The sequence below is a fragment of the Pseudomonas sp. NFIX10 genome (assembly GCF_900111955.1).
Classification (GTDB): Bacteria; Pseudomonadota; Gammaproteobacteria; order Pseudomonadales; family Pseudomonadaceae; genus Aquipseudomonas; species Aquipseudomonas fluorescens_AA.
This window is the reverse complement of sequence record NZ_FOKH01000013.1, coordinates 153,691-164,977: the sequence shown is the minus strand read 5'-3', so window position 1 is coordinate 164,977 and position 11,287 is coordinate 153,691. Positions and strand designations below refer to the sequence as shown.

Below are 11,287 nucleotides of genomic sequence, written 5' to 3'. Positions count from 1 at the left end.
GGCTACCGAATTTCTTGACGACCATAGAGCATTGGAACCACCTGATCCCATCCCGAACTCAGAAGTGAAACGATGCATCGCCGATGGTAGTGTGGGGTTTCCCCATGTGAGAGTAGGTCATCGTCAAGATTAAATTCCGAAACCCCTATCTGCTGATGCAGGTAGGGGTTTTGTTTTGCCCGCAATAAAAGCGTTGGCCCAAAAAAAGGATGACCTGCAGAGGTCATCCTTTTTTGCATCCTGGCTGTTAAGCCTCGGGTACGGGGCAGCTCAAATCCCCTTCCTTGCACTTGAGATAGGTCTTGAACGCCTCGACCCGGGCCTTGGTCTGGGCGGTGATGCAATTGTTATAGATCAGCGGATAGACACTGCCGCCCTCAACCCCAGAGGCAGAGAATTCGCATTCGGCATCACGGAAGCCTATCCAGGCACGCTGAGCCTTGACCAGCATTTTCTTGGCCTCGGGATTGTCCTTCAGGCGAGCGGTGATCTGCTTGTACAAACTGTTCAGCTCAGTGTCGGCGGCCTTGTTTTCTTTGGCTGCGCATTGGTTCATTTCGCCTTGAGTAGTGGCATCAGCGCAATCGTCGGCCTGGGCAACGGCGACAAAAAGCAATGGCGTCAGGGCCAGGAGCAAGCGTAGGGACATGTTGGGTCTCTCCTTGAGGGGGTGAAATCGCCGAGGGAGTTTACATCGCACCGTGCTGTTTTAAAGTTGGCGAGCGCCAAACAACGGTCTGATACAACTTTCCGGTTGGCCTTGTGGTCTTACAAGCCTACTGTTGAAACACAGGAGGTGACTCATGCATTCATCCGACCGCATTGAAAGAAAGATCCTGCTCAAGGCCCCGCGCTCCCAGGTCTGGCGTGCCCTGGCCAATGCCGAAGCCTTTGGCCAATGGTTCGGTGTCGCCCTTGAGGGGAAACGGTTTGTGGCAGGCGAGCGTACCCAAGGGCAAATCACTTATCCAGGTTACGAACACCTTATCTGGGACGTAGCGGTGGAGCGGGTGGAGCCCGAGCGAGTGTTCTCGTTTCGCTGGCATCCTTACGCTGTCGAGCCGCAGGTAGATTATTCCCAGGAGTCCGAAACCCGAGTGCAATTCGAACTCGAAGACATGGATGGCGCTACCTTGCTCAAAGTCGTGGAGTCGGGCTTCAACAATATTCCCGAGGCACGTCGACTCAAGGCTTTTCGCATGGACAGCCGTGGCTGGGACGAGCAAATGGCCAATATTGAGGCGTTCCTGCACAGGCCTTGAGCCAGCCGGCTGGCGGAACTAAGGGTTTTCGGAGGGGCAGGTATAGCGAATGTCTTACACGAGATGGTAGCTATGTCGTCTATTTCATTTTGGATCCGAGGCGTAATCTGGACTTATCCACTGAAGCACAGGAAGTGCTCAGGATCAGGGACGATCGACCATGCAAGGATTAGCTATCGACAGGGAGTCGTAATGGTCTTGGAAAAACCCGCTTCGGCGGTTTTTTTTTCGCCTGTTGAAAAGCCAGGAAAGCGTCCTATAGCGAAACGCTTACACGCTGTTGCTGCTTTCTCGTCTTTCTCCAAGTCACCGGTGGGCCTAATCTATGTTCATCCACTGAGTACAGGGAGTGCTTGGGGTCATGGATGATTGGACCAGGCATGGAATGCCGGACAGGGAGTCAAATTGGTCCTCAAAAACCCGCCTAGGCGGGTTTTTTTTCGTCTATGGGAAAGTGGCCTGATCATGCCAGGCGCCGGCTCATGGTGCGGTCGGCACCATCAGCGGCCAAGGTCTGGCCCCCAGGGGTACGCTCGGCACCGTCGGCAGCCAAGGTCTGGCCCCCTGGCGTCCGATCCGCGCCATCAGCGGCCACCGGCTGCTGGTAATCGCCAGCCCAGGTAAAGAAACGGTCTTGCTGCTGGCTCGGCAGGGCAAACACACTGGCGCTCAGGGCGAAGGTGGTAATGGCGATCAAGGTGTTGAACGTTTTCATGGTAAAGACTCCGGTCATATCAGGTTGAGTGCCGGGTCGTTCAGATGTCGTGATCTGCTGAACCCGTTGCAGCCGGGACGGTTGTCTTGCTGCATGGGTTCAGATTAGGGGCGAGGCGGGGGCGGGCGTTAGACGGATACTGTCCTGGTTTTGCCTGATCCTGTCTGTGTGCAGGATCAGGCACTACTGGCTTGCAGGGCCTGGGCACGCAAACGAGCGATGTCCTTGCTCGGCGAGGCGCCAAATAGACGGCTGTATTCGCGGCTGAACTGCGAAGGGCTTTCATACCCTACCTTGTAGCCGATTGACGAAACGTCGCTGTTCTCCGCCAGCAACAACCGTCGGGCTTCTTGCAGGCGCAACTGCTTCTGGTATTGCAGCGGGCTCATGGCGGTCACGGCTTTGAAGCGGTGATGCAGGGCCGAAGGGCTGAGATTGATCATTTGTGCCAGGCTGTCGATGCTCAGTGGCTTGGCGTAATGAGCATTGAGCCACTCGATGGCGCGGCTGATGCGATGGGTCTGGGTGTCGGGAATGGCGATTTCGTGCAAGCGCTGGCCTTGGGCGCCACGCAGCAACCGGTAGAAAATTTCCTGCTGGGCCAGCGGCGCGAGGGTGGCGATATCGCCCGGGCTGTCCAGCAGCCGCAGCAAGCGCAACATCGCGTCGAGTAATGGCGCATCGATGCGATCCAGGAACAATCCACGATCGGTTCTTTCGGTCGGCACGCCGATGGGGCTGGCGTCGGCGATCAGGCGGCAGATCTGTGCCGGATCGATGTCGAGGCGGATGCACAGGTAGGGGCGCTCGGGACTGGCTTCAATCACCTGGCCGGCCAACGGCAGGGTCACCGAGACGACAAGGTAGTTGAGCGGGTCATACACGTAGCATTCGTCCGCCAGGCGCACTTCCTTGCGCCCCTCGATGATCACGCACAGGCCGGGCTTATGCACGACGTGCAGGGCTTCGGTCGGCTGGTCGCAGCGGATCAGGTGCAACGCTTCGATGGCCGTGGGATGGACGCCGAATTCCGGGGCGAAGCGCATCATCAGGCTCGCTATTTCGGCGCGACGCTGATTGACGCTATCGTCTGGCGCAATGTGGATGGACGTGGATACCGACATGCCAAGCAACCTCCCTGGCCAAAATGAATAGACCGCGCTAGTAAAACCGATTGTGCGGCTGTCGACCAGAGTCGGATCTATCGCTACAGGATCGTGCAAGTGCGCAGGAGGATCCGGCTAACCCCGGCCTCGGCTGGTTCCCTAATCTGGACCTGTCAAACGCTCCCACCGGGAGCCAATACATCCAGTCGAGGGAACCATCATGTCCGATATTCAAAACAAAGTTGTGGTCATCACCGGCGCCAGCAGCGGGATTGGTGAAGCCGCGGCGCGGTTGCTGGCGGCTCGCGGTGCTCGTGTCGTGCTTGGCGCGCGGCGCATCGATCGTTTGCAAACCCTGGTGCAGGAACTCGAAGCCGCCGGCCAGCAGGCGGTTTGTAAAGCGCTGGACGTGACCCGTCGTGAGGATGTTCAGGACTTCGTCGATTCCGCTGTCGAGCGGTTCGGTAAGGTTGACGTGATCATCAACAACGCCGGCGTCATGCCGCTTTCCAAGCTCGAGGCGCTGAAAGTCGAGGAATGGGATCGCATGATCGACGTCAATATCCGCGGCGTGCTCCACGGCATCGCCGCCGGCCTGCCGTTGATGCAGCGCCAGCGCAGCGGACAGTTCATCAACATTGCCTCTATCGGTGCCTATGCCGTCAGCCCGACGGCCGCCGTGTATTGCGCCACCAAGTATGCCGTGCGGGCGATTTCCGAGGGCTTGCGCCAGGAAGTCGGGGGTGATGTGCGCGTGACGGTGATTTCCCCCGGCGTGACCGAATCGGAACTGGCCGATAGCATTTCCGATGAAGGTGGGCGTGCCGAAATGCGTGAGTTCCGCAGGATCTCCATTCCGGCCGAAGCCATCGCCCGGGCGATCGCCTACGCCATCGAACAACCGGCGGACGTAGACGTCAGCGAACTGATCGTGCGGCCAACCGCCAGTCCATTCTGACCGACTTGACCGACAGGAGATATCCCATGAGAAAGGCATTTGGAGACCAGGATAAATTCGTCGGCCTATGGGTGACGGCTGATGGCGTGATTCGCCATCGGCTGCTGCCGGGCGGACGCTATGACGAAGCGCGAGGTTTACGTGAGAGCGCATATCAGGGCGACTACTGGCTGCAGGATGACCATATCGAATACCACGACGACACCGGTTTCACCGCCGATGGGGATTTTCGCGAAGGCGTGCTCTACCACGCGGGGATGGTGTTGTATCGCGAGGAGGGATGATGAGCCGATGACCTTTGTGGTGAGGGGACAACTCCCCTCACCACGGATTTCATTTCCATCGGGACTGATCGTTACGCCCGTTCCAAGCGCGCCGCAACACGCTGGGTGATTTGCGAGCGCACCCGGAACGATTCCGCCGCACGCCGGTTCGCTTCTTCCAGCACGCGCGTCGGCGCGGTGTCCGGGCTGCCGGCGTTGAACGGTGGGGCAGGGGCGTATTCGAGTTGCAGTTGGACCAGCTCGGCGGTGTCCTGGTCGAACAGTTCGGCCGCCAGGGTCAAGGCAAAGTCGATCCCGGCCGTGATGCCGCCACCGGTGAGCAGGTTGCCATCGCGGACTACGCGCTCCTTGATCGGCGTCGCGCCCAGGGTTTGCAGCAGGCTGTGATAGGTCCAGTGAGTGGTGGCGCGCTTGCCTTGCAGCAGGCCCGCGGCACCGAGCACCAGTGCACCGGTACACACCGAGGTGATGTATTTCGCGTCGGCGGCTTGCCGCTTGATGAAGGCCAGTGTCTGTTCGTCTTCCATCAGGGGGCCGACGCCGGTGCCGCCGGGGACGCAGATCACGTCGAGCTTCGAGCAGTCCTCGAATGTGATGGTGGGCAGCAGCACCAGCCCGGTGCTGGAGGTGACCGGCGCCAGGTCCTTCCAGACCAGGTGGACCTTCACGTCCGGCAACGAGGCCAGCACGTCATAAGGGCCGGTCAGGTCCAACTGCTGGACTTGGGGGAATAACAGCAAACCGATCTGCAACGTCATGTCGCGTTCTCCTTTGGATGATGCCCGAGGGGTGGACGGTTTTACTTTAGATCCGTAGGCTCTGGCGTATACGCCAATAAGCCCACGAATCACGCCAATATGCCCAACCCACCGAAAACCGTTCATGTCCTGGCCTTCGCCAACGTGCAAGTGCTCGATGTCACCGGGCCCTTGCAGGTCTTCGCATCGGCCAACGACCTAGCCCGCCAGCAAGGTCTGCCGCTGCCGTACACGCCGACGGTCATCGCCGTGGGCGGTGGGGCGGTGATGTCCTCGGCAGGCTTGGCGCTGATGGCCGAGCCGCTGCCGAGCGAAGGCAGCGACACGCTGTTGATCGCCGGCGGCTGGGGCGTGTACGAAGCGGCGAAGGACCGGGCGCTGGTGGCCTGGGTCAAGGATCATGGCTTGCGTTCGCGTCGGGTGGCGTCGGTGTGCACCGGGGCGTTCCTGCTGGCCGCCAGCGGTTGGTTGGACGGACGGCGCGTGGTGACGCACTGGACTCGCTGTGAACAACTGGCCGAGCAACATCCGCAATTGCGGGTCGAACCCAACCCGATTTTCATCAACGACGGTCCGGTCTGGACCTCGGCCGGGGTCACGGCCGGCATCGACCTGGCCCTGGCGCTGGTCGAGGAGGACCTGGGCCGTGCGGTGGCGCTGGAGGTCGCCCGGCACCTGGTGGTGTTCCTCAAGCGCCCTGGTGGTCAATCGCAGTTCAGCGTGACCTTGTCGCTACAAAAGCAAGGCAGTCGGTTTGATGACCTGCATGCCTGGGTCGCCGAAAACCTCACCCGTGACCTGGGCCTGTCGAGCCTGGCCGCCGAGGTGGGTATGAGCGAACGCAGCTTTGTACGGCACTACCGCGCCGAGACCGGCCAGACCCCGGCGCGGGCCGTGGAGTTGATTCGCGTGGAAACCGCTCGCCGCCTGCTGGCCGACACGGCGGTGTCGATCAAGCGGGTGGCGGTGCAGTGTGGCTTCGGTAGCGAAGAAACCCTGCGTCGCAGTTTCGTGCGGGCCATGGGCGTGACGCCCCAGGCCTATCGCGAGCGGTTCGCCGTCAGCCCTCAAGCAGATCCAGCAATGCCTTGAGCGTGGCCTCGGGGGCTTCCTGGGGAATATTGTGGCCAACACCGGGCAGCACGCGGCGTTCATAGAACCCCGTGAAATGCTCGACGTCTTCATCGTGTTCCGACGCGGGCCCCACGCCGTCATCGGCGCCGCACAGGGAAATGCTCGGCACGCTGATGGCCGGTTGTGCCGCCAGCCGTTCCTCCATCCAATCCAGCGTCGGGTCGCCCGACGCGTACATGAAGCGATGACGGTAGGAGTGGATCACCACATCGACGAAGTCCGGGTTATCGAACGACGCGGCGCTGAGGGGGTACAGTTCGGCGCCCCGTGTCCAGGTCGGTGACCACAGGCGCCAGAGCAAGCCACACAGTTCACGCCGGTTCCGGGTCAGGCCCTCGACGCCTCGGGCCGTGTGGAAGTAATACTGGTACCACAGGCGATGTTCGGTTTCCGGGTCCAGCGGCTGCGTGGAACGTGGAATGTCCTGCAGGTTGTAGCCATCGCCGGTCACCAGGCAGCGCACACGCTCGGGCCACAGGGCCGCGACGATACACGCCGCCCGACCGCCCCAGTCGTAGCCGCACAGCGCCGCTTGGGGGATGGAAAGTACGTGCATCAGGTCCAGCAGGTCCTGGGCCAACGCCGCTTGCTGGCCGGAACGCATGATGTCCGGGTTGTTGAAGCGGGTCGGGCCGTAGCCGCGCAGGTAGGGCACGATGACCCGGTAGCCACGCTGGGCCAGGGCCGGCGCGACTTTATCGAACGCCCTGGGGTCGTAAGGAAAACCGTGCAGCAGGATGATGGGGTCGCCGCTGGCGGGGCCGTGTTCTTCGTAGGCGATGCGCAGCAATGGCGTGACGGCGAAGTCGATCCTGGGTTCAAGGTTCATGTCGGCCTCCGGCAGTGTGCGGTTGCGTTCAGGCAGGTTCCTGATTGACGTATTTAGCCCGATCCGGGGTAAACGTCACGATCATGTTCGTGCTGGAACAGGTCAGGGTACGCTCCTGGGTCAGGTCGATGTCCAGGTCTTCACTGCGCAGGCCCTGCCATTGAGCGAGGTACTTAAGGCAACCGAATTTTTCGTTTTTCTTCAGGCTGCGGCTGACGCCACCTTTCCAACCCAGCACCGGCAATTCACCGGCCAGGCAACGTTGCGCCAGCTCGGGAAACTTCATCGCCCGGTCGCGGCCGATTTCCCAGCATTTGATCAGGCCCCGATCCTGGCCTTCCCAGAGGTCCTCGCGGGTCAGGCCTGTTCGGGGTGGGGTGGTGATGGGGCGTTTGATATGGGTCATGTCAGGTCCTTGAGTCGGGTTTTTATCGGGCAGCTCCGCTGCACCCGTGAGAGCATCGATCTTAGGAGGGGTTGGCGGGGCTGGCAACTCGAAAGGGGACGTAACGATAAATGGGCGAATTGCGATGATTGCTTCTGTGGCGAGGGGATTTATCCCCGCTGGGCTGCGCAGCAGCCCCTCAAAAGAACAACCTCAATTAACCTGACATACCGAGTTGCCAGATTTTGGAGCTGCTTCGCAGCCCAGCGGGGATAAATCCCCTCGCCACAGATAAATCCCCCACCACAGTGGCGCGGTGTTCCTACAAAAAAATAGGTGAACCGGAATTTTCTGACGAGTCGCGTCGGTTGCTGGTTCGGAAGTGGCGGGGATAGGCTTTGCTCGTCGCTGCAAAATCAGCGACCGGGTTTGGTCGCCCGGGTTTAGAATGGCGCACGGTGCCGCGCGAGCGGCTGTCTGCTTTATGGCTGACTGTGCGTGGGAGGGCTTCGGGCCCTGCCGGGTTTCCATTCCCTGGTCGACCAACCTGCGTACAGTTCGCCACCTTCTGCTTGGTCGCGGAAATGGTGAACTCCACGTTCGAATGGAGATTCATATCATGGTCAAGATCACCCCCAACCCTCCACGCGCCGAAGACCTTTCTGCCTATACCACCCTCGATACAAAAAAACTCCGCGAAGCCGCCGACCGGGCGCTGAACATTCACTTGTCTCCCGCCCCAGCCAAACCCGATACCCAGGACGGCCAGGTGTTCACCGTGGTCGCCGGGATAAACACCGAATCGGTGTTGACCAGCCTCAGCGAAACCCTGGCCTCGGCCGATGCGCTGGTCAGTGACCTGGGATTCGAGCTGGAGGGTTCCCGGCGGCATGTTGCGCTGGGGATTCAGCAGTTGATCGAGCTGGCCAAGTTGCTGGCCAATCGTGTGCTGGATGACCTCGAACTGGCTGAGTCGACACAATAGCCAGTACACCATGATCGTTCCCACGCTCTGCGTGGGAATGCATCCCGTGACGCTCTGCGTCACCCTCCAGAGCGGAACGCGGAGCGTCCCTGGCGGGCGTTCCCACGCGGGAGCGTGGGAACGATCACAAACCCAGCGGGAGCAAGCTCCCTCGCCACAGGGACTGTGCCCAGTCTGAAGGGCTACTCAGTTCACGGCTGCCAATGATTCTTCTCCCCGCTCAACTTGCGGTCCAGAAAACTCGCCGCGCTGATCAACGCCAGATGGGTCAAGGCCTGGGGCGTATTGCCCAGGTGGTAGCCGTGGCTGTCGAACTCTTCGGCGTACAGCCCCAGCGGGTTGGCGTAGCGCAGCAGTTGTTCGAATTCCAGCTGGGCTTTTTCCACGCGGCCGGCGCGGGCCAGGCATTCGACGTACCAGAACGAGCAGGCCGCGAATGAGCCTTCGATGCCGCTGAGGCCGTCGATGGGGCTGTCGTCGTTGCGGTAGCGATAGACCATGCCGTCGCGCACCAGGTGTTTTTCGATGGCATCGAGCGTCGAGAGCCAGCGCGGGTCGCGGGCGCTGACGAAACGCACCAGGGGCATCAACAGCATCGAACCGTCCAGGGCGGTGCTGCCCAGGCGCTGGACGAAATGCTGGTGCTCCTCGTTCCAGAAATTCGTCCAGATGTCTTGGTAGATGGCCTGGCGGGTCTCGTCCCAGCGGGCGAACGGGGCGGGCAGGGAGCGTTTTTCGGCCAGGCGGATGGCGCGGTCGACGGCGACCCAGCACATCAGCCGCGAATGCAGGAAATGCTGCGTGTCGCCGCGCATTTCCCAGATGCCCACGTCTTTGTCCTGCCAGACCTCGCACACCTGGTCGACCACGTCGACGGTGTGTTTCCAGCCTTGATGGGAGATGGCTTCGCCGTATTTGTTGACCAGGTACACCGCGTCCATCAACTCGCCGAAAATATCCAACTGCACCTGCTGGTAGGCGAGGTTACCGATGCGCACCGGCTGCGCACCACCGAACCCGCTCAGGTGCGGCAACTCCGTCTCCGGCAGCTCCAGTCTGCCGTCCAGGCCGTAGAGGATGTTGAGTTTGGTCGGCTGGTCGCAGCAGTCGCTGACCCGCTCGCGCAACCAGCGCATGTAGGCGTTGGCTTCTTCGATGAAGCCCAGGCGCATGAACGCGTAGACCGTGAACGAAGCGTCGCGGATCCAGGTGTAGCGGTAATCCCAGTTGCGCTCACCGCCGGGGGTTTCCGGCAGGCCGAAGGTGGCGGCGGCCAGGATGGCGCCGTGTTTGCGCGAGGTCAGCAGTTTCAGCGCCAGGGCCGAGCGATTGACCATTTCCCGCCAGCGTCCGCGATAGTTGGATTGGCCGACCCAGCCGCGCCAGAACGCCAGGGTCCGCTCCAGGCATATCGTGCTGACGTCGTCCTGAAGGCGCGGGTCGTCGATGCCGCCCAGCAGGAACTCGGCGCTCTGGTCTTGGGTAAGGGTGAACTCGGCCACCGCTGCGTTACCGTCCAGCGTCATGGGCTGGTCGGCGCACAAGCGCAGGCTCGGTTGTCCCGGCGCCTCGAAACAGATGTGGGCACCGTCCTGGCGCGCCGTGGTGGCGGCCCGGGCATAGTCATGGCGCACCGCGCAGCGCAGGCGAAACGTCGCGCTGCCGATGGTCATGCGCACCCGGCGGATCAACACCGGTAGATCGTCCTCGCTGTCGCCGATGGGCAGCAGGTCGGTGATTTCCACCACGGCGCCGTCGCTCAGCCAGCGGGTTTGCAGGACGTTGGTGTCGGGCAGGTAGATTTGTTGGCGACGGGCATCCGGCAGGTCTGGCGCGAGCTGGAAAATGCCTGCCTGCGGAGTGTCCAGTAGCGAGCAGAAGATCGACGGGCTGTCGAATTCCGGCCAGCAGAAAAAATCGACACTGCCGCGATCATTGACCAGCGCGGCCGTGCGCATGTCGCCAATGATGCCGTGGTTTTCGATGGGGCTTTGCGGTTCGTCATGATCAGCCATTGTCACGAAACCCCGGATAAAGGCTCATCCCGCCATCGATGAACAGCGTGGTACCCACCACATAATCGGACAAGTCCGAGGCCAGCCAGACCACCGCGTTGGCGACGTCCTCCACATCGCCGACGCGACCGTAGGGAATCAGTTCCAGCAGCTTTTGCTCCTGCTCGCCCTCGGTGGCTTCGCGATTGATCGCCGTGCGGATGGCACCGGGGGCGATGCTGTTGATGCGGATGCGCTGGTGGCTGGTTTCCTGAGCCAGGCTCTGCATCAGCAGATCGACACCGCCCTTGGACGCGGCGTAATTGACGTGGCCGGCCCAGGGAATGCGCTGGTGCACCGAACTCATGTGGATGATCTTGCCGGCGGCCCGGGACACGCCCTGGCGAATCCCCTGGCGGTTGAAGATCCGCAGGGCGGCGCGGGCACAGAGGAACTGGCCGGTGAGGTTGGTGCCGATCACGGTGTTCCAGTCTTCCAGGCTCATGTCGACGGCGGCGGCGTCTTTTTGCAGGCCGGAATTGGCCACCAGGATGTCCAGCGTGCCAAAGGCTTCGAGGGTTTGGGCGAACAACTGCTCGACCTCCTGTTCCTTCGACACATCGGCACCCACGGCGATGGCGCGGCCGCCGTTGGCGTTGATTTCACGGGCCAGGTCTTGCGCCGGGCCGGCGCTGGAGTGGTAGTTGAGCACCACCGCGGCTCCGGCGTCGGCCAACGCCCTGGCCGAGCCTGCGCCAATGCCGGAGCTGGCGCCGGTGACCAGGGCAACCTGTTGGGCGAGGGATATCTGCATGGTCTAGCACCTTGAATGGAGGGCCTTACCTGCTGACTGGTGTGAGGAGGGTGGAGTTCACTT

The 11,287-nt window shown here is 61.5% G+C and carries 13 protein-coding genes and 1 rRNA gene; 6 read left to right on the top strand and 8 right to left on the bottom strand.

The features are described from left to right. Positions 1-13 precede the first annotated feature (13 nt). A 5S ribosomal RNA gene (gene rrf, locus BM321_RS14585) occupies positions 14-129 on the top strand. A 118-nt stretch (positions 130-247) separates the two neighbouring features. Here the strand turns inward: rrf and BM321_RS14580 are convergent. Continuing rightward, positions 248-649: a lysozyme inhibitor LprI family protein gene (locus BM321_RS14580; RefSeq protein WP_092442953.1), complete on the bottom strand. Its 402-nt coding sequence runs from the start codon at positions 647-649 to the stop codon at positions 248-250. Between the two features lie 154 nt (positions 650-803). Between BM321_RS14580 and BM321_RS14575 the strand changes: the two genes are divergently transcribed. Next, positions 804-1,262: an SRPBCC family protein gene (locus BM321_RS14575; protein ID WP_092442952.1), complete on the top strand. Its 459-nt coding sequence runs from the start codon at positions 804-806 to the stop codon at positions 1,260-1,262. Positions 1,263-1,725: 463 nt separating this feature from the next. On the opposite strand, the gene BM321_RS14570 is transcribed toward BM321_RS14575, so the two are convergent. Beyond that, the gene (locus BM321_RS14570) at positions 1,726-1,977 is read right to left on the bottom strand and encodes a hypothetical protein (protein WP_092442951.1); all 252 of its coding nucleotides are present in this window, start codon (positions 1,975-1,977) and stop codon (positions 1,726-1,728) included. A gap of 176 nt (positions 1,978-2,153) precedes the next feature. Further along, positions 2,154-3,101: an AraC family transcriptional regulator gene (locus BM321_RS14565; RefSeq protein WP_092442950.1), complete on the bottom strand. Its 948-nt coding sequence runs from the start codon at positions 3,099-3,101 to the stop codon at positions 2,154-2,156. A 202-nt stretch (positions 3,102-3,303) separates the two neighbouring features. On the opposite strand from BM321_RS14565, the gene BM321_RS14560 reads away from it, so the two are divergent. Both BM321_RS14560 and BM321_RS14555 read left to right on the top strand, forming a co-directional pair. Then, positions 3,304-4,041 carry an SDR family oxidoreductase gene (locus BM321_RS14560; RefSeq protein ID WP_092442949.1) on the top strand — a complete coding sequence of 246 codons (738 nt, stop codon included), beginning with the start codon at positions 3,304-3,306 and terminating at the stop codon, positions 4,039-4,041. A 26-nt stretch (positions 4,042-4,067) separates the two neighbouring features. Then, complete coding sequence (locus BM321_RS14555; RefSeq protein WP_092442948.1) at positions 4,068-4,325, top strand: Atu4866 domain-containing protein; 258 nt, start codon at positions 4,068-4,070, stop codon at positions 4,323-4,325. Positions 4,326-4,396: 71 nt separating this feature from the next. Here the strand turns inward: BM321_RS14555 and inhA are convergent, their stop codons facing one another. After that, positions 4,397-5,083, bottom strand: a complete 687-nt coding sequence (gene inhA / locus BM321_RS14550) for an isonitrile hydratase (protein WP_092442947.1) — start codon at positions 5,081-5,083, stop codon at positions 4,397-4,399. A gap of 99 nt (positions 5,084-5,182) precedes the next feature. Here inhA and BM321_RS14545 point away from each other — a divergent pair, with 99 nt between their 5' ends. Beyond that, positions 5,183-6,175 (top strand): GlxA family transcriptional regulator, encoded by a 993-nt coding sequence (locus tag BM321_RS14545; RefSeq protein WP_092442946.1) that lies wholly within the window; start codon positions 5,183-5,185, stop codon positions 6,173-6,175. Here the strand turns inward: BM321_RS14545 and BM321_RS14540 are convergent. Continuing rightward, positions 6,144-7,046, bottom strand: coding sequence for an alpha/beta fold hydrolase (locus BM321_RS14540; protein WP_092442945.1), 903 nt, complete (start codon positions 7,044-7,046; stop codon positions 6,144-6,146). The two genes, BM321_RS14545 and BM321_RS14540, sit on opposite strands and share 32 nt — an antisense overlap. Positions 7,047-7,074: 28 nt before the next feature. After that, positions 7,075-7,452, bottom strand: coding sequence for a hypothetical protein (locus tag BM321_RS14535; RefSeq protein ID WP_092204208.1), 378 nt, complete (start codon positions 7,450-7,452; stop codon positions 7,075-7,077). 598 nt (positions 7,453-8,050) lie between these two features. Between BM321_RS14535 and BM321_RS14530 the strand changes: the two genes are divergently transcribed. Beyond that, positions 8,051-8,416 (top strand): DUF6124 family protein, encoded by a 366-nt coding sequence (locus BM321_RS14530; protein ID WP_092442944.1) that lies wholly within the window; start codon positions 8,051-8,053, stop codon positions 8,414-8,416. Positions 8,417-8,607: 191 nt separating this feature from the next. Here BM321_RS14530 and BM321_RS14525 read toward each other — a convergent pair whose 3' ends face one another. Both BM321_RS14525 and BM321_RS14520 read right to left on the bottom strand, forming a co-directional pair. Further along, positions 8,608-10,431, bottom strand: a complete 1,824-nt coding sequence (locus tag BM321_RS14525; RefSeq protein ID WP_092442943.1) for a glycoside hydrolase family 15 protein — start codon at positions 10,429-10,431, stop codon at positions 8,608-8,610. Beyond that, on the bottom strand, positions 10,424-11,224 hold the full coding sequence (locus BM321_RS14520) for an SDR family oxidoreductase (RefSeq protein ID WP_092442942.1): 801 nt from the start codon (positions 11,222-11,224) through the stop codon (positions 10,424-10,426). Before BM321_RS14520 ends, BM321_RS14525 begins: the two co-directional genes overlap by 8 nt. Between the last annotated feature and the right edge of the window lie 63 nt (positions 11,225-11,287).